This is a genomic window from Streptomyces sp. BYX5S, from assembly GCF_054724165.1.
Genome location: NZ_CM138829.1, coordinates 635722 through 653289, shown reverse-complemented (window position 1 = coordinate 653289; position 17568 = coordinate 635722). Strand labels below are relative to the sequence as shown.

The following is a 17568-nucleotide window of genomic DNA, read 5'->3' as shown; positions in this document are numbered from 1 at the left end:
TCAGTCCTTGTCAGTTGTCCGCCTGGTCGGCCTTGTCGACGCCGTCCCAGACGTTGGAGTACCAGGGGCGGTCCTCCGCGCCCTGCCGGGCGCGCTCCGCGTCCGTGGTGCGCGCGTTCGGCACCACGTAGCCGGTCTCACCCGGCATCACCATGTGCAGCCGCTCGCGGACGCGCTGCTCGGCGTACGCGTCGTCCTGCCAGCGCGCCTTCTCGTCCCGCAGCCTGTCGACCCGCTCCTTGGTCTCCTGCTGCTGGCGCCGCAGATCCTCGATCTCGCCGCGCTGGGACACGTACTGCCTCATGGGGTAGGCCAGGGCGACCACCAGGGTGCACAGGACGAGCGCCAGCAGGGCCGCGCGGCCGGTGAGCCGGGAGCGGCGGGCCTGGCGCTTGTTCTGCGAGCGGTAGACGCGCTCGGCGGTCTGCTCGCCGAGCAGCCGCAGCCGGGTGGCCGTCGAGAAGCGATCTCTGGAGTCCTGGTCACGGACCTTTCCGGGCATCGCCTGCTCCCGCCTCCCCGCTCACGTACGTACGTCCCCGCACACGGTACGGGACCGAGTGCGGGGACGTACGTATCTACGGCGTCAGGTGAGGTCAGCCCTTGAAGCGCGGGAAGGCCGAACGGCCGGCGTAGACCGCCGCGTCGTCCAGGATCTCCTCGATGCGCAGGAGCTGGTTGTACTTGGCGACGCGCTCGGAGCGGGCCGGGGCGCCGGTCTTGATCTGGCCGCAGTTGGTGGCGACGGCGAGGTCGGCGATCGTGACGTCCTCGGTCTCACCGGAGCGGTGCGACATCATGCACTTGAAGCCGTTGCGCTGGGCGAGCTCGACGGCGTCCAGGGTCTCGGTCAGCGAACCGATCTGGTTCACCTTCACCAGCAGGGCGTTCGCCGAGTTCTCCTCGATACCGCGGGCGAGGCGCTCCGGGTTGGTGACGAAGAGGTCGTCGCCGACGAGCTGCACCTTGTCGCCCAGCTTCTCGGTGATGACGTTCCAGCCGGCCCAGTCGTCCTCGTACAGCGGGTCCTCGATGGAGACGAGCGGGTACGCGGAGACGAGCTCCTCGTAGTACTCCGTCATCTCGGCGGCGGAGCGCTCCTTGCCCTCGAACTGGTACTTGCCGTCCTTGTAGAACTCGGAGGCGGCGACGTCGAGGGCGAGGGCGATCTGCTGGCCGGGAACGTAACCGGCCTCCTTGATCGCCTCCAGGATCAGGTCCAGCGCCTCGCGGTTCGAGCCCAGGTTCGGGGCGAAGCCGCCCTCGTCGCCGAGGCCGGTGGCCAGGCCCTTGCTCTTCAGGACCTTCTTCAGCGTGTGGTAGACCTCGGCGCCCCAGCGCAGGGCCTCGGAGAAGGACTCCGCGCCGATCGGGGCGATCATGAACTCCTGGATGTCGACGTTGGAGTCGGCGTGCGACCCACCGTTCAGGATGTTCATCATCGGCACCGGGAGCAGGTGCGCGTTCGGGCCGCCCAGGTAGCGGAAGAGCGGGAGGTCGGACGCCTCGGAGGCGGCGTGCGCGACGGCGAGGGAGACGCCGAGGATGGCGTTGGCGCCGAGCGAGCCCTTGTTGTCGGTGGCGTCCAGGTCGAACATCGCCTGGTCGATCAGGCGCTGCTCGGTGGCGTCGTAGCCGACGAGCTCCGGGCCGATCTGCTCGATGACGGCGAGGACGGCCTTCTCGACACCCTTGCCGAGGTAACGGTTCGGGTCACCGTCACGGAGTTCGATGGCCTCGAAGGCACCGGTGGAGGCACCCGACGGGACGGCGGCACGGCCGGTGCTCCCGTCGTCGAGGCCGACCTCGACCTCGACCGTGGGGTTGCCTCGGGAGTCCAGGATTTCCCGGGCTACGACGACGTCGATGGACGGCACGAGCATCTCCTTCTGGGATGTGACGCAGGCTATGCGGGCGGCTGCTTGGATACGTGGTCCCGCACCCCTGAGCGTAACCGGCCCGCGGGCATCGGCCAGCCGGACGACCGCCTCGTGGACAACGCCGAGAGCGAAATGTTCCTTAACGAAACAAAAACAGCGACCTCCGTCCCGGCTGTGCCGGGACGAAGGTCGCCGAAGTGAGCGGCCCGTGGGGACGGGGTGCGGCGGGACTCGGCGTCCGCCGATGCCGAGTCCGTGCCTGACGCGTTACTGGCTCAGCTATTAGCTGAGGTGCAGCTGCTGACCCGGGTAGATCAGGTTGGCGTCCTTGACGATGTCCTTGTTCTTCTCGAACAGCTTCTGCCAGGTCGTGTCGTGCGCCTCGGCGATCTTGCTGAGGGTGTCGCCGGACTCGACCTTGTACTCGCCGTCGCCCTTCTCGACCTTGTTGCCGGTCGGGGTGGTGACGGTGTCCTGCTTCGGGGCCTCCTGCTTCGGGGCCTCCTGCTGCTTCGGCTGCTCACGCTGCTCGGAGCGGTCGGCACGCTGCTGCGTGTCCTGCTGCTGGGTGCTCTGGGTGTCCTGCTGCTGCGAGGACGACTCGGCCGAGGCACCGTCGTACGAGGCGGAGGACAGGCCCGAGCCGCAGTTCGGCCAGGCGCCCGCGCCCTGGGAGGCGAGGACCTTCTCGCCGACGGCTATCTGCTGGGCCTTGGAGGCCTGGTCGGCGGTGGAGGCGTACTGGTCGCCGCCGTAGGCGGACCAGGTGGACGCCGAGAACTGCAGGCCGCCGTAGAAGCCGTTGCCCGTGTTGATCGACCAGTTGCCACCGGACTCGCACTGCGCGACCTGGTCCCACTCGGACGAGGTGGCGGCCGAGGCGGACGTCGCGCCCATCAGCGGGACGGCGACGGCGGCAGCGGCGACGCCGCCGAGCGTGGCGACACGGACAGCCTTGGACGGGCGACGGTGCTTGTTCTTGGTGGAAAACAGCATGGAGATATCCCCTCACCGACGCCTGCGAGGTGAGCTGTCGGGTTCGGACCAGTGAGTGTCCGGCGTCGCACCTTGTGCGCTGCTTCACCCCAAGCCCGTCCGGTCTCCCGGAAGGGCGGCTTACCTGGGTCCCCCGCTCCTGCCCACGGCGCTTACGCGTCGACTGTTCCCGTACGGACGTTGGCAGGATTCGGCGTGACATCCGTCGGGGCCCGCTGAAGCGAGCGGTCACGACCGTAAGCAACGGATCCGCCCGATTTCAAAGTCGATCAGGGGCTTTGAGACCCATGTCTCACTCGCTCAACACCGGACAAAGCCCCGTCAACCCCCCTGAAATCAAACTACTTTTTGTCCGATCCGTCCCCAAGATCCAGGCTCTGACCAGGAAGGATGAGGTCTGGGTCGGAACCGACCGTGTCCTTGTTCAACTCGTACAGCCCGTCCCACCCGCCGTGGACGTCCTGAGCCTTCGCGATGTCCCAGAGGTTGTCGCCGGCGCGGACCTTGTACGTGTCGCCGTCGCGCTTGTCGTCACGGGAGGCGTGACGACCCTCACCCGTACGGGAGTCGGAGCCGTCGTCGGCGGCGCGGTCGCCGCGGTGGCGGCCCGCCGAGGCCGCGCCGGAGGCCTCGGTGGAGGGCGTCGCGGACGGTTCGGCGGACTCGGTGGACTCGGTGGACTCCGTAGCGGAGTCGTCCGGGGCGTGGGACTTGTCACGTGAGGACTCGGCGGCCCCGTCGTCCGCCGCGCCCTTGCCGGTGGCGGCGTCCGACGCCGCGTCGGCCTCATTGTCCGAGGACGCGGAGCCGCCGGAGCCCTCGGCGGACTCGGCGGACTCGGCGGACTCGGCGGCCCCGGAAGGCTCATCCGACGCCGCCGGCTCGGACGAATCGGATGAATCGGACGAATCCGAGGGCTGCGGCGAGGCGGACACACCCGGGTCGACGTCCGCCGAGTCGTCGCTCTTCGTGAGGTCGGCCGTGAGGGAGCACATCGGCCAGGCACTCGGCCCCTTGTCGTCGAGAACCTTCTCGGCGACGGCTATCTGCTGCGAACGGCTGGCCTGGTCGGCACGCGGGGCGTAGTCGAGCCCCCCGTACTCCTCCCATCTCTCCTGCGTGAACTGGAGACCGCCGTAGTAGCCGTTACCGGCGTCCAGGCTCCACTGCCCACCGCTCTCGCACTCGGCGAGCTTGTCCCACGCCTGCGCGGTCGCGGCGCTCGCGCCACTCGCGGCGAACAGCGGGATCGCGATGGCGCTGCCGGTGACCCCGGCGGCGACGACGAGAGCAGGGGCCTGACGGGGGCGACGGTGACGACCGTTCCCGGAGAGCATGCGTTTGCCTTTCGCGAGACTGATGCTGCTACGCGCGACGGGTGGTGCGGTGGTGCAAGTTGTGCGTGTGTCGCGATGATCCGTGAACGTAGCTGCACTCGAACGCTTGTCACAAGTCGATGCAGCGTAGATCACGTGAAAGTCACAGGTTTGACGGTGCGTCAGCTCGCGTGGCGGTTCCGGTGGGTGTCTGACGGGGGGTGAACTCGACGGGGAGGGTGCGCAATCCGGACAAATGCGAGCCCGGGGCGTGCTGCCCGAGGGAGGATGCAGAGGCGAATTCCGCGCCCAGGAAGGCGGATCGGAGGACGGGTGCGGGGCGGTGTGCCTCAATCGGCCGCTGAAGCGTCCTGCGGCGTGAAGGTCACCGGCAGGGTGCGGAGGCCGCGCATGATCAGGCCGCCGCGCCACCTCAGGTCGGCCGGGTCCGCCGCCAGGGCCAGGTCCGGGAGGCGGCGGAACAGGGTCGCGAACGCGGTGCGGCCTTCCAGGCGGGCGAGCGGAGCGCCCAGGCAGTAGTGGATTCCGTGGCCGAACCCCAGATGCGGGTTCTCCTTGCGTGCGAGATCCAGTACGTCCGGGTCGGCGAATCGCGCCGGGTCCCGGTTGGCGGCGGCGAGAACCACCAGAACCGGGTCACCCACGGAGATCCGCCGGCCGCCGATCTCCAACGGCTGCGTGGCGAAGCGCCACGTGGCGATTTCCACCGGCCCGTCGTACCGCAGCATCTCCTCGATACCTGAATCGAGGAGAGCCCATTCCTCCCGGTCGATGGCCCGCTGCAATTCGCTTCTCTGCTCCGGGTTCCGCAGAAGCGAATAGGTGCCCGTGCCGATCAAGTTGATGGTGGTCTCGAAACCCGCGAAGAGCAGCACGAAACACATGGCCGCCACTTCGTTCTCGGTGAGGTGCTCCCCGTGGTCGGAGGCGCGGATCAGGTCCGAGATCAGGTCGTCGGTCAGGTCGTTGCGCTTGCGGTGGATGAGGTCCACCAGGTAGGCGCGGATCTTCTTGACCGAGCGCGCCACTCCCCCGCGCGGGCCCTTGCCGTGGCGGATCATCATTCCCGCCCAGTCGCGGAAGTCGTCCTGGTCCTCGCGGGGAACACCGAGCAGGTCGCAGATCGCGTAGATGGGGAGCGGGAAGGCGAAGTCGTGGATCAGGTCCGCCTCGCCCTCGGCCGCGAAGGCGTCGATGAGGTCGTCCGTCAGCTCCTGCACCCGCGGTGCGAATTCGGCCACGCGGCGGGGGGTGAAGGCCTTGGAGACGAGGCGGCGCAGGCGGGTGTGGTCCGGGGGGTCGATGTTGAGGAGATGGGTCATCAGCTCGGCCTTGCGTTCGCCGGGGATGCCCGTCTTGCCCTTGGCGTGGGACGGCTCGTCGTGGTGGTCCGGGTTCTTGCTCAGGCGCTGGTCGGCGAGCGCCTGGCGGGCGTCCGCGTACCGGGTGACCAGCCAGGCCTCGACGCCGCTCGGCAGCGTGGTGCGGTGCACGGGGGCGTGCTCGCGCAGCCAGGCGTAGGCGGGGTACGGGTCGCTGGCGAACTCCCAGGTGAAGAGTTCGGGCATGGCGGGCGCGTCGGGCGTCGGGGTGGGGCTCTCGGTCACTCCTTGACCGTATCCGGCGCCGGTGGGGTGAGCTTCCCGGTCTCCTTCTGAGCTCGGTAATGCCCGCGCTCGGCGGCTCGACGCAGGCGGCGGGCCCTGGTCTCGGGGCCGGGCGCGGTCAGCGCGAGGCGGTGGGCGGCCTCCGGGTCCAGAGCCTCGTCGCCCTTTCGGTAGTGGGCGTACGCGCCGCGGTGGTCGCCCTGTCGTTCCTTGAGCATGCCGAGCGCGGTGTGCGCGGCGGTGCGGCCCGCCTCGGCGGCGCGGGTCAGGAGGGCCTCGGCCTCGGCGTCGTGGCCGCCCTTGTCGTAGAGGAGGACGCCCAGGTGGTGCTGGGCCCTGGCGCTTCCCGTACGTGCAGCGTGGCGGTACCAGGACTCGGCCTCCGCCGCATCGCCCCGGGCGTGGAGGAGGCAGCCGATACGGAGCGCCGCGTCGGCGCTGCCGCCGTGCCAGGCCGTGAGGTAGTGGCGCATCGCCTCCGGCTCGCGGCCGGGGGTGCCGGCGATGAGGTCACCGAGGTCGCAGGCCGCGGCGGGGCTGGTCCGGGCCGCCTCGGTGAGAAGGTCCTCGGCCCTGGTCCGGTAGTGGCGCGCCAGTTGGTCGCCGGCCCAGGCGTTCCCCTCGGCGGCGCTCCTTTCCAGGTACGGGACGGCCTCCTGCGCCCGGTCGCTGTGGAGCAATACGACGGCGAGGTCGTTCGCAGCCTGCGGGTGCCCGGCTTCGGCGCTCTGGCGCAGCCAGAACTCCCCGCCGTCCTCGAAGTGAAGAATTGAGCCGAGCCGGGCGGCGGCCGTGATGTTCCCGCCCTCGGCGCGCGGACGCAGAACGGCGGCGAGTACGTCCGCCACAGCCCGTTCCTCCGGCGTCTCGTGCACGAAGAAGTCCCCGATAGCCGCATGCACCTCCCAGAGCCGGTCTTCCGTGAGTTGCGCCTCCGACGACCTCAACACCCCTGCCACCAGCGCCCCGTGCGCCCTCCAGGTCTTCGGTTTCTCACCAGGCATGAGGAAGCCGACGTTGCCGATCCGATCCTCGGCCGCCCAGTGCGTGGCACCCGGCGCGCCCAGGTTCTGGAGAAGCGGCAGCGGCACCGCCCCCGCCCACCCGGCCCGCGCCACGTCCAGCGCGGCCCGCACGATCGCGACGCCGTCCGGGTCCGCGTCGCGGGCGCTCAAGCGCTGCCACTCCTCGTGCAGAAGGTGGCCGAGGGCGAGGTAGGCGGCCGGGTTGGCGCCGTCGGTCCACAGGTACGCCTCGTACGCGCGCGGGTCGTCGGCCTGTTCGGCGAGGCGGCCGAACTCCGCTGCGCTCCAGGCGACCGGGAGTTCGACGGTGTGGGCGTGGGCGACGACGCGGTCGCCCGGTGCGGAGCCGGTCCTGCGCTCGTAGTACGTGTCGACGTCCATGGTGGCGAGCACATGGACGCCGAGCGCGGTGAGGCGGGCCAACAGGCCGGGGTCGAGGCCACGTTCGCCGAGGTGGCCCTCGATGTCGTCGAGCCAGAGGAGGGCGGGTGCGGGGTCGGTCCTGAGCGTGCCGAGCAGGGCACGCAGGTCGGCGCCGCGTTCGGGCGCGTACACCTGGTGGCCGTCCAGGCCGCGAGTCGCGTGCCAGGCCGTGTACGACATGCCGGTGACGGATTTGCCGAGGAGCAGGACGAGTCCGGGCCCGGCGAGTTTCGCGGCGAGTTCGGCGTCGCAGTCGCGGGGGACGTACGGCGGGACGTCGGGGAGGCCGGGGGCGCGGCGGGTGGGGCGTACGCCGAATTCGGCGGGGCCGATGTCGTGGATGGGTCGTCCGTCGACCGCGTCGGGGGCCGGGGCGAAGTGCTGGTGGAGCGTTTCGATGCGGGTGGCCTGGACGACGGAGTGGTGGGTGCCGCCGGTGACGGTGTTCGCGGTGGCGGTGGCCGTGCCGGGCTCGTCGGTGGCGGTGGCCGTGCCGGGCTCGTCGGTGGCGGCGTGGGGTGGTGCGAACTCGTCGTAGTGGGCGAGCACGGCGCGCAACTGCCCCGCGGTCCGAGGCGCGACGTCCAGCCGGTCGAGGAAGGCGCCGCGCCACACCCCGACGGCGCGCTCGGTGGAGGCGTTCGGCATCTGCACCTGCTCGTGGAGCTCCCGCAGCATGTCGTGGGCCTCTGCCTCGTCGACCCCTGTCGCCGTGAGGTACCGGGAGAACCGCTTCCAGTCCTTCGGCTGCCACAGCCCCGACCGCATCAGCGACACCAAGGTCTCGGCCGCCCGCCCCGCCAACTCCCGCTCCACACAGTCCCCCAGCCCCGCCGTCCGTCCCCTGGGACCACGGTACTAACCCTCCACCCCCTCAGCGGCGCGAACCGCGTCCCGGTACGCCCGTGCCGCCGCCCGCAGGGCCGCCTCCGGGTCGGTGCCCTGGGATTCGGCGCGCAGGGCCAGCGCCAGCAACTCGTAGCCGACGCCCTCCCCCGCGGGGAGCGGGACGTCGAGTTCGGCCGTGCGGACGCGGGAGCCGAGTTTGGCGGCGAGGGCGAGGCCCGGCTGGCCGAGGGGGACGCCGTCGGTGACGGAGGCGCGGCGCTTGGACTCGCCCTTCTTGCGGAGCCAGATCTCGCGGACCTCCTCCGGGGTGGCCGCGCTCTCGTCGCCGAAGACGTGGGGGTGGCGGTGGATGAGCTTGTCGACGATGCCGCCCGCGACGTCGTCCACCGAGAAGGGCGCGTCGGCGTCCTCCTCGGCGATGCGCGCGTGGAAGACGACCTGGAGGAGTACGTCGCCGAGTTCCTCGCGGAGCTCTTCGCGGTCGTCCGTCTCGATCGCCTCGACCAGCTCGTAGGCCTCCTCGATGGCGTACTTGGCGAGGTCCTCGTGGGTGCGCTGCTTCGACCAGGGGCACTCGCGGCGGATGCGGTCCATGACCTGGACGAGGTCGAGGAGGCGGGCGCCGGGCAGGTCGTAGGAGCCGGGCAGCAGTTCGAGGGACGGCATGTGCTCACGGCCGGAGCCGGCCAGGGTCGCGAGCCCGTCCGTGAGCCGCCGGTCGCCCTCGGCGGTGGCGAGGACGACAAGGGTGCGGCCGCCGTCCGCGCACCGGTCGACCAGCTCCCGGGCGGTCGGCGCGGCGACCGTGACCGGGACGCCGGCCTCCTTCAGGTACGGCAGCTGCGGGTGCGCGGCGTCGGCGCACAGCACCTCGTCGGCGCCGCGCAGCGTCTCCCACGCCTGCCAGGACAGCAGGCCGGGGGCGACGCGGTGGCTGGTGGTGAGCAGGACGACGCGGCCGGCGGGGTCGGGGGTGCCGGCGGTGGCGTGGGGGTCGAGCGCCTCGGGTTCGTTCACCCCTCGAACGTAACCCAGGCCACTGACAACCCCGCCGCCCGCCGGATGGCCGTTACGCGGTCTGCTGCTCCGCGCCCGCTTCCTTCGTGATCTGCCGCACCCACGGTGTCTTCTCGTCGACCCGGCTGTTCTTGGTGACGTCCCAGGTGCCGTAGCGGGGGTTGAGGTCGACCTTCAGTTCCTTGGAGGCGCTGGAGAGTGCCTTCCAGAAGACGGCCTTGCCCTGGTCGGTCTGCATGTTCGCGCCGAGGGCGGTGGCCAGCTTCTGGGCCTCGATCTCGGTGCGGAGGCTTTCGGTGAGACGCTTCGGCGGGATGTTGTACTGCTGGAGCCAGGCGGCCTCCAACTCCTTGGCGCCGCCCGCCTGTTGTTCCAGTCCGGCCCGCATGCTCTGCATCTCCTTGCGGGTGACGGTGACGCCGGCGTCGGTGGCGGCGCGGTGCAGGACGCGGTCGAGGACCATCGTGTGCAGCGTGTTGCGGGTGAGGCCGCCGGTCTTGGCGATGGCCTGTTCGTACTGCGCGGCGTCCTTGGTGGCGGTCTGTTGCGCGTCCCGCACCTCGTTCACGCGGCTCTCCAGCTGCGAGACGGTGATCCGCTGGCCGCCGACGACGGCCGCGGCACCGGGATGCGCCTCGCTGCCGCAGGCGGTGAGGGCGGGAACGGCGGCGATGGCGGCGGCGGACAGGATGAGCGCGGTGCGGCGGCTGTTGCGGCGGTGCAAGGTGGGCCTCCCTGCGACGAGTTTGTGCGTCGGTGCACAAAGTCCGGCGATGATCGATGTTAGGAGGTGGCCGCTTGCTCGGCCACCTATTCGACAACGATTGGCCACGACTTGAGGCACTAGCCGCGCGACAGCCCTGCCTCGCCACCGCCGCGTTCCCGGCGGAGGCGCGTGTCAGTCGCCGGCGGGCAGGGCGGCGGTCAGCTTCTTGGTGAGCTTCTTCGCCGTGGCCGCGCCGTTGTCGTGGCCGTCGGTCGACATCACCGACACGACGGCGGTGCCCTTGCGGGCGGCGATGAGGGTGGTGCCGTTCTCCCACGCGGGGTCGGTGAGCGTGATGGTGTACGCCTCGTCGCCGAGGCCGCCGGTGTCGGCGCCGGTCACCTTCACCTCGCTCTTGGTGTCCGTGTCCTTGTAGGACGGGCAGGCGGCGACGGCCTTCTTGAGGTGCGCGAGGACGGTGGCGGCCTGGTCGCCGCGGAAGACGTCGATCTCCTGGGCGATGTCGGCGGTGGTCTTCGCGTTCACGTAGTCGTTCTGCGCGAAGGAGACGCCCTCGTCGCCGGTGAGGGCGATCCAGCTGGTGCCGCCGAGCTTGGTGCAGTCCGGCTTGCTCAGGGCGGCCGGGTCGCTGCTCGGCTCCTGGTACGCGGTGCCGGTGTCGCGGGCGCCGTCCGGGTCGACCTGGTAGCCGGCGCCGAAGAACGAGGCGGGCGCGAGGGCCTTCTTCAGGTCGGCGCCCTTGGCCAGACCGGCGTTGGGGTCCTGGTCGCTCTTCTTGGCGGCGGGCTTGGCGTCGTCCTTGCCGCTGTCGGCATCGGAGCCGGAGCAGGCGGTCAGGGTGAAGGGCAGGGCGGCCATGGCGAGCACGGCGGCAGCGCGGACAGCGGTACGCATCGAGTGTTCCTTGAGGAATGCAGGAATGGGACTGCGTGGGGGGATGCCATGTGATCGCTGCCGGGGCGGAGAGTGCGTGGTCCCGGTGGGGCGGGACACAGGCGCGCCATGGAGAGCACACAGGGAGCGAACTGATTGTGCACGAACAATTCGGCGAAACCCCCGCTCAGCAGGGGTTTCGACCAGACCTTGACCATCGCTTGACCTACGCGGGAGGGCCCGGGGCCCCGCCCCTGGCGTCAGCCCCGCACCTGGCCCAGCCACTGCAACGTGCGCCGCACCTCCGCCGGGAACGGGTGGCCGGGGCCGTGCAGCCGCTCGGAGTCGTGCAGCAGCCGGTTCAGTGTGGCGTGGGCCGCGCCGCGGTCGCCGACGGCGAGCAGCAACTGTCCGATGCGGCGCCGTACTTCGAGGGCGAGGCGCTGGTCCGTCGTCGCGTACTGGTTCTCGTAGTACGGGAGGAGGGAGCGGTACTCGGCGAGGGCCGCGGCGGGTTCGCCGAGCGCTTCGAGGCACTGCGCGGCCTCGTAGCGGAACTGGAGGGACTGCGGGTCGGCGTGGCCGGCCTCCGCGGCGCGTTCATCGGCGAGACGGCGCAGTTCGGGCAGCGCGCGCCGGTACTGGCCGTCGTCCATGAGGGTGGCGGCGTACTGCTTGCGCAGGGTGCGGACGACGGGTGAGTGCTCGCCGTGCTGGGCGGCCGCGGCGGGCAGGATCGCACCGAGGATGTCGACGGCCTGTGTGATGCGGCCCTCGCCGAGCAGCACCTTCACCTCGTCGACGGCCCGTGCCACGTCGGGGCGGTCGCCCTGGACGTCGGTTCCGGCGGGCTGGGGCGCCGGGGTGACGGCGCGGTCGGGCCAGGGGGCGTGCGGGCGCAGGAAGGGGCGGGTGGGGTCGAGCGGGCGGCCGGTGGGGACGCCACGCGCGGGCAGCAGCGGGAGCAGTTCCTCGTAGGTCTGCTGGGCGGAGGCGGGGCGGTCCTGCGGGTCCTTGGCGAGCAGGCGCAGCACCAGGTGCTCCAGGGCCTGCGGTACTTCGGGGCGCAGTTGGCGGACCGGGGCCGGGGCCTCGTAGAGGTGGCGGTGCAGGATGCCGAGGGCGGTGGTGCCGGCGAACGGCACGTCGCCGCTGAGCAGTTCGTGCAGGACGACGCCGAGCGCGTAGAGGTCGGTGTACGGGCCGACGGCGCCGCCCATCGCCTGCTCGGGCGCCATGTACGCGGGCGTGCCGATCGGTGAGCCGGTGTGGGTGAGGCGGGTGGTGTCGGTGTCGAGGACGGAGGCGACGCCGAGGTCGAGGACGGTGAGCGTGCCGTCCTTCTTGACCATGATGTTCCGTGGCTTGAGGTCGCGGTGCACGATCGGCACGGCGTGCACCGCGGAGAGCACGGCGCACAGTTGCGCGGCGATGGCGGCCGCCCACTGCCACGGGAAGGGGCTGTGCTCGGCGAGGTGGTCGGCGAGGTCCGCGCCGTCGATGTACTGCATGACGAGGTAGAGCTCGTCGCCCTCGGCGCCCGCGTCGTGCACGGTGACGAGGCCGGGGTGGTCGACCTGGGCCGTGACCCGGCATTCGCGCAGGAAGCGGTGGCGCAGCTCGGCGGCCTCGGCGCCCGCGACGCGGTCGGGGCGCACCAGTTTCACGGCGACGCGGCGGTCGAGGCGCTGGTCGTACGCCGTCCAGACCTGCCCCATGCCGCCCTGGCCGATGAGCGTGGACAGTTCGTAGCGTCCGGCGACGACGCGGCCGCCGGCCTGGGGGTGCGCGGTCACCGGCCGCCGTCCTGCTTGCGCAGGTAGTCGCTCAACTCGTCCAGTTCGGCGCGGACCTGGTCGATGCGGTGGGGCGGCGGTGCCTGGTTCTGCGGGGGCGCGGGCGGCGGGGCGGGGGCGGGTGTGGGCGTGGGTGCGCCCATGGTCTGTGTCGGCATCGCGTGCTGCTGCGGCGGCGGGGGCGGGGCGGGCCAGGACTGCTGCGGGTGCGGCTGGGGCCGCGGGTGGGGTCCCGGCTGCGGGTGTCCGTAGGCGGAGGACGGGGTCGTCGGCGCGTACGGGTTCACGGGCAGCGGCGCGGACGTCCTGCGGATGTCGTAGACCAGGAAGTACACCGCGCTGCCCAGGGCGATGAGCAGCAGGATGGCGAGGGCGACGTCCGTGCGCGGGTCCGACTCGGGCAGGGAGCCGATGATGGCGAACAGCGTGATGTTGACCGGCAGCGAGGCGACGGCCAGGATCCAGTCGAGGGGTCTGCCGCGCAGGATCGCGATGCGGAACAGCGGGGCGCACGCCAGGATGCCGCAGGTGAGCACCGACAGCGCAGGGAACAGCACCCGCAGGGTGATGGTCGCGCCGTCGCTCTCGCGTCGGGGCGGTCCCGCGCCGGGCCCGTACATGGCAGCTCCTGGTGTCACTCGTCCGGGATAGGACGCACGGCAATGCGTTGCCGGCTCCTTCGAGCGTATAGGCGGACTCCGACAACCGGCCCGGGGTTGTACGGAACCGTTGTCTACCCGATCACATGCCCCCATCCGGAATGTTGCGCTCCACCCCCGGGGCTCCGCCCCGGACCCCGCTCCTCAATCGCCGGAGGGGCTTGAAGTACCCGGATCGAGCGCCCGACGCGAGGAAGCGCTCCTCAATCGCCGGAGGGGCTCAAGGTGCCGGGTCTGGACTGGAGACGGGCGCCAGGGTTCCGTCCGTGAGGCCGTCGTGGAGGCCCTGGACGAGTTGTTCGCCGAGGCGGGCGGCGTGGCGGAGGGTGTTCTCGAAGGAGGCCAGGGATTTGAAGCGCTCGCCGTACACGGCCTGTTCGGGCAGCGGCAGGCGCGGCAGCTGGAGGCGGCGGACGTCGAGGCGGGTGGCGGTGGAGGCGTAGCTGGAGGCCTGCCGGTTGTTGGCGGTGGAGCGCAGGAAGCCGGCGAGGAACCACGGGTCGAGCGCGGCCGGTTCGGGGCGCAGCAGCGCCAGGCCCCGGCCGAGCGCGGCCCCCGCGTCCGCCTCGTCGACGACGCGGACGACCGCCCCGCCGCCGACCACCGGCACCACCACGTCGCCGACTTCGAGGATCACGGGGTCGTCGTCCGCGGTCGGCGAGCCGGACGGCGTGGTCCCGGCCAGCACGTCGTGGTCGGTGAGTACGGGTACGCGCGCGTGCCCACCCGGACCCGTACCCGGCACGGCGCTCGCGTGCGTCGCCGCCGTGCGCAGCGTCAGGGCTCCCGCGCGCGCGAGTTCCCCGACCGTGGTCACCGGCCAGCGGGCCGGGGCCGCCGCGTCGGGCACGGCCCGCGGCGCGAGTTCCGTGGTCCGGCGCAGCGCGTCGGCGAGTTCCTCGCGCACGGCGGTCAGCTCCGCGGCCCCGCCACCCGCGGCGGGCGGCGGCAGGCGCCGGGCGGGCGCGAGGTCGACCTCGTCGTCGAGCAGGTCGATGACCGGCACCGACCGGGCGAGGCCCGGCTGTTCGGCCAGGGAGCCGTCCCGGTCGAAGGCGCGCCAGGCGTCGAGCACGGCGTCCCGTACGTCGCCCCACACCTGCTGCTCGCGCACGTCGCCGGACTCGGCGAGCGAGGTCGTGTCGACGAGCAGCAGTTCGGGGGCGGCGGGCGCGCCCGCGCCGGGGCGGCGCAGCACCCACAGGTGCAGCGGGATGTTGTTGGGCGGGACGGCTCCGGCGGGCAGCGCGATCACCGCGCGCAGGGCGCCGCGGCGCAGCAGGTCGGCGCGGATCCGGCGGCCCGAGCGACGGGAGGCGACGGTGGGCGGCATCAGCAGGACGGCGCTGCCGCCGTCCTTCAGGCGGGCCAACGCGTGCTGCACCCACGCCAGTTCGGACTCGGTGCGAGCCGGGAGCCCGTACTCCCAGCGCGGGTCGTAGGCCAGCTCGTCGTGCCCCCAGCCGCGCTCGTTGAACGGCGGGTGGGCGAGCACCGCGTCGGCCCGTACGTCGCTGAGGGCGTCGGCGCGCAGGGTGTCGGCGGTCGCGGTGCGCACGGTGGGTGCGTCCGCCCCGCCGTTGCCGTCGAGGGCGAGGCGGAGCGCGGTGAGCGCGGCGAGTTCGGCGGAGGCGTCCTGGCCGTACAGGGTGCGGCCGGGGCGCGGGTCGTGGGCGCGTACGGCGTCGAGGAGGGCGCCGGTGCCGCAGGCCGGGTCGAGGGCGGTGCCGGCCGGTCCGGCGAGCGCGGCCATCAGCTCGGCGGGGCCCTGCGGGGTGAGCGTGTACTGGCGCGGGTTGGCGTCGAGGTGGCGGCCGAGCAGGAACGCGAAGGTGCCGCGCGCGCCCAGTTCGGCGGCGAGTTCGGCGGCGCCGCGCAGCAGGGGAGCCGACGGCAGCAGGTCGGCGGGGCGCGGGGTGTCGACGGCGCGTTCGGTGGCGTGGCCGAAGCGGGGGGTGAGGACGCCTTCGAGGGCGGCCGACAGGCGGTGGGCCAGGTCCTGGTCGTCGTCGGTCGCGGCGAGCGCGAGCCATTCGGTGGGCCGGTCGTGCACGAGCAGCAGGGCGCAGCCGGTGTGCAGGAGGGCGGTGACGGGGCCCGCCGGGTGGCCCGCGAGCTGCTGCCACACGCGCTCGCGCAGCGGGACCTCGGCGAGCTTGCCCTGGTCGCGCAGCCACTCCTCGACCTCGGCGAGCGCGAAGGAGGGGCTGGTCTCGGTGCCGCCCACGGGCTTGGGGAAGTCGGCGTGCCTGCGGCGCCAGTTGCTGACGGCGGCGCGGCCCACCCCGGCGAGGCGGGCGATCCCGGCGGCGGTGACCTCCGTCGCGGCGTCCTGCCTCGATGTCGCGTTGTCCTGCACCGAGCCGACTCCTCCCCGGACGTCCGACCCGTTCCGACGTCCTGACGTGCCTGTGCGCCCGACCATACCGAGTGTCGCGTAAGAACCGCATTCACACCCGTGAGCAACGCAAGTCCTGTGAACCGGGTTGACTCGGTTCACAGACAATGCTGTTATTGCTTCAGCCAACCGCCGGATACACGGAATGCCGGGGGGAGGTTGGCTTCTCTCATCCACGGAGGAAGAGCTATGTCCCAGACCCAGCCGCCCCAGCCTCAGCAGCACCCGCAGTACCCGCCGTTCCAGGAGCAGCCCCCGCAGCGGGTCGCGCGGAACGGACTGGGGACGGCCGCGCTGATCCTCGGCGTCATCGGCGCCGTGTCGGGGCTGATCCCGCTGCTGTTCTGGCTCGCCGGGATCCTCGGCCTGATCGCCCTGATCCTGGGCCTGACGGGGCGCGGCCGGGCCAAGCGCGGCGAGGCCACGAACAAGGGCATCGCCCTGGCCGGCACGATCCTCGGCCTCGCGGCGATGGGCCTCGCGGTCTTCGGCGCGTACACGACGTTCAAGGCGGTGGACGACGCCGTGGACGAGATCAACAAGTCGCTGTCCGACACGAAGGCCAAGGACACGAAGGCCTCGGGCGACGGCAAGGACAAGGGCGGCGACAAGGCCGACGACAAGCCCGTCTCCGGCAAGACCCTCGACGCGGGCGACTCCGTGGTCTACGACGACGACCTGACGGTCTCCGTCTCCAACGCGGTCACGTTCAGCCCGAGCGAGTACGCGGCCGGCCACAAGAAGGGCAACCACGCCTACAAGGTCACGGTCACCGTCACCAACGACTCCAAGGAGAAGTTCGACGCGAGCCTGCTGACCGCCGACGCCCGCGCCGGCAAGGACGGCGGCACCGCCGAGCAGATCTTCGACGAGAACGTCGGCGACGCCTTCAGCGGCACGATCCTGCCGGGCAAGAAGGCCACGGTCGTCTACGGCTTCGACGCCCCGGCGGACGCGAAGAACCTGACCGTCGAGGTCACTCCGAGCTTCGACTACGACGGCTCGCAATGGGACCTGAAGCTGTAACCAGCGGCTTCAGCTGGGGGGAGTGGACGTGGCACGCGCTCAACGCGCGTGCCACGTCCGCGTTTTCACGGCCGCACGGCACGCTCACGTGTTCACAGCGCGTGCCGCACCCACACGTTCGGCTCGACGTACACCGCGTAGCCGTGCTCGGGCTCGCAGCGCACCGGAACCAGCGCGGCAGGGACCTCGACGGGGCCCTCCTCCTCGAAGGGCAGGCCGGTCCACTCCCGCCACTGCGCCAGCGATCCGGCGACGACCATCGACGCGGGCGCGACCTTCTCGACGACGCCGCCCGCCCGTACGTGCACCCGCAGCCACGGATCGTGCGGCAGCCCGTCCGACTCCCGCACCCGGAACGCGTACGCGCCGATGGGCGTGGCGGGTTCGAGGTACTTGTGGCTCGGCCGCACGGGCGCGACGACCTCCCGGAACCCGAGGGCCCGCGCGTTGTCCCGCATCGCCGCGAGCATCCGCCCGGACAGCCCGCGCCCCTGGAGCTCCGGCGCGACGGCGATCTCGATGGCGCTCACCGTGTCCGGGACGACTCCGGCGGCCCGGTCGGCGAACGCCCACAGCAACACCTGGTCCCAGCCGCCGTCCGGCAGCGCCCCGCGCCCCTGCGCGCCCAGCGCGAACGGGACGCTGTACGCCTTGGCGACGACGGTCCCCGCGGCGTCCGTGGCCACGAACGCGTACGCGGGCAGCTCCCGCCAGATCCGCCGCAGGAACGTGGCCGCCGCCACGTCGTGCCCGATGAAGGCGGGCCAGGTGTCCGGCATCGTCCACATCGCGTCGGCGAGTTCGGGACGCTCGGCCAGCGTGGTGATCGTGAGATCCGTGTCCATGTCCGTGTCCGTACCGGTGTCGGGGTGCATGCGGACATCGTGCGGCGGCCGGGGCGGCACCGCAGCCGATTTTCCCGCCCGGCCCGCCGCCCTGCCCGGAGGGCCTACGC

The 17568-nt window shown here is 71.9% G+C and carries 14 protein-coding genes and 1 riboswitch; of the genes, 1 reads left to right on the top strand and 13 read right to left on the bottom strand.

Annotation, left to right across the window (positions count from 1 at the left end):
• Window positions 1-10 precede the first annotated feature (10 nt).
• The 12 genes from ACYBSK_RS02950 to ACYBSK_RS02895 all read right to left on the bottom strand — a co-directional run bounded on the left by ACYBSK_RS02950 (window position 11) and on the right by ACYBSK_RS02895 (window position 15548).
• Entirely contained in the window at window positions 11-502 is a 492-nt protein-coding gene (locus ACYBSK_RS02950) for an FtsB family cell division protein (RefSeq protein WP_457475246.1), read from the bottom strand.
• Between the two features lie 94 nt (window positions 503-596).
• Window positions 597-1877, bottom strand: coding sequence for a phosphopyruvate hydratase (eno, locus tag ACYBSK_RS02945; protein ID WP_385769806.1), 1281 nt, complete (start codon window positions 1875-1877; stop codon window positions 597-599).
• A 285-nt stretch (window positions 1878-2162) separates the two neighbouring features.
• Window positions 2163-2876 (bottom strand): transglycosylase family protein, encoded by a 714-nt coding sequence (locus ACYBSK_RS02940; protein WP_457475245.1) that lies wholly within the window; start codon window positions 2874-2876, stop codon window positions 2163-2165.
• A gap of 4 nt (window positions 2877-2880) precedes the next feature.
• A riboswitch (cyclic di-AMP (ydaO/yuaA leader) is annotated at window positions 2881-3037 on the bottom strand.
• Window positions 3038-3217: 180 nt separating this feature from the next.
• The gene (locus tag ACYBSK_RS02935; protein ID WP_460245077.1) at window positions 3218-4213 is read right to left on the bottom strand and encodes a transglycosylase family protein; all 996 of its coding nucleotides are present in this window, start codon (window positions 4211-4213) and stop codon (window positions 3218-3220) included.
• 329 nt (window positions 4214-4542) lie between these two features.
• Entirely contained in the window at window positions 4543-5781 is a 1239-nt protein-coding gene (locus ACYBSK_RS02930) for a cytochrome P450 family protein (RefSeq protein WP_460246948.1), read from the bottom strand.
• A 35-nt stretch (window positions 5782-5816) separates the two neighbouring features.
• Window positions 5817-8084: a hypothetical protein gene (locus ACYBSK_RS02925; RefSeq protein WP_460245076.1), complete on the bottom strand. Its 2268-nt coding sequence runs from the start codon at window positions 8082-8084 to the stop codon at window positions 5817-5819.
• Between the two features lie 42 nt (window positions 8085-8126).
• On the bottom strand, window positions 8127-9134 hold the full coding sequence (locus ACYBSK_RS02920; protein ID WP_460245075.1) for a nucleoside triphosphate pyrophosphohydrolase: 1008 nt from the start codon (window positions 9132-9134) through the stop codon (window positions 8127-8129).
• Window positions 9135-9186: 52 nt separating this feature from the next.
• Window positions 9187-9858, bottom strand: coding sequence for a SurA N-terminal domain-containing protein (locus ACYBSK_RS02915; RefSeq protein ID WP_460245074.1), 672 nt, complete (start codon window positions 9856-9858; stop codon window positions 9187-9189).
• Window positions 9859-10032: 174 nt separating this feature from the next.
• Entirely contained in the window at window positions 10033-10755 is a 723-nt protein-coding gene (locus ACYBSK_RS02910; protein WP_460245073.1) for a hypothetical protein, read from the bottom strand.
• A gap of 239 nt (window positions 10756-10994) precedes the next feature.
• Window positions 10995-12452, bottom strand: a complete 1458-nt coding sequence (locus ACYBSK_RS02905) for a serine/threonine-protein kinase (protein WP_460246947.1) — start codon at window positions 12450-12452, stop codon at window positions 10995-10997.
• Between the two features lie 74 nt (window positions 12453-12526).
• Window positions 12527-13150 carry a hypothetical protein gene (locus ACYBSK_RS02900; protein WP_460245072.1) on the bottom strand — a complete coding sequence of 208 codons (624 nt, stop codon included), beginning with the start codon at window positions 13148-13150 and terminating at the stop codon, window positions 12527-12529.
• Window positions 13151-13409: 259 nt separating this feature from the next.
• Entirely contained in the window at window positions 13410-15548 is a 2139-nt protein-coding gene (locus ACYBSK_RS02895) for an N-6 DNA methylase (protein ID WP_460245071.1), read from the bottom strand.
• A gap of 228 nt (window positions 15549-15776) precedes the next feature.
• Between ACYBSK_RS02895 and ACYBSK_RS02890 the strand changes: the two genes are divergently transcribed.
• Window positions 15777-16613: a DUF4190 domain-containing protein gene (locus tag ACYBSK_RS02890; RefSeq protein ID WP_457475236.1), complete on the top strand. Its 837-nt coding sequence runs from the start codon at window positions 15777-15779 to the stop codon at window positions 16611-16613.
• Between the two features lie 92 nt (window positions 16614-16705).
• Here the strand turns inward: ACYBSK_RS02890 and ACYBSK_RS02885 are convergent, their stop codons facing one another.
• A complete protein-coding gene (locus ACYBSK_RS02885) occupies window positions 16706-17488 on the bottom strand; it encodes a GNAT family protein (RefSeq protein ID WP_460245070.1) in 783 nt (260 codons plus the stop codon).
• Between the last annotated feature and the right edge of the window lie 80 nt (window positions 17489-17568).

Coding starts and splice junctions, on each gene's coding strand:
- ACYBSK_RS02950 (WP_457475246.1), bottom strand. CDS start 502: ATGCCCGGAAAGGTCCGTGACCAGGACTCCAGAGATCGCTTCTCGACG.
- ACYBSK_RS02940 (WP_457475245.1), bottom strand. CDS start 2,876: ATGCTGTTTTCCACCAAGAACAAGCACCGTCGCCCGTCCAAGGCTGTC.
- ACYBSK_RS02935 (WP_460245077.1), bottom strand. CDS start 4,213: ATGCTCTCCGGGAACGGTCGTCACCGTCGCCCCCGTCAGGCCCCTGCT.
- ACYBSK_RS02930 (WP_460246948.1), bottom strand. CDS start 5,781: ATGCCCGAACTCTTCACCTGGGAGTTCGCCAGCGACCCGTACCCCGCC.
- ACYBSK_RS02910 (WP_460245073.1), bottom strand. CDS start 10,755: ATGCGTACCGCTGTCCGCGCTGCCGCCGTGCTCGCCATGGCCGCCCTG.
- ACYBSK_RS02905 (WP_460246947.1), bottom strand. CDS start 12,452: ATGGGGCAGGTCTGGACGGCGTACGACCAGCGCCTCGACCGCCGCGTC.
- ACYBSK_RS02900 (WP_460245072.1), bottom strand. CDS start 13,150: ATGTACGGGCCCGGCGCGGGACCGCCCCGACGCGAGAGCGACGGCGCG.
- ACYBSK_RS02890 (WP_457475236.1), top strand. CDS start 15,777: ATGTCCCAGACCCAGCCGCCCCAGCCTCAGCAGCACCCGCAGTACCCG.
- ACYBSK_RS02885 (WP_460245070.1), bottom strand. CDS start 17,488: ATGCACCCCGACACCGGTACGGACACGGACATGGACACGGATCTCACG.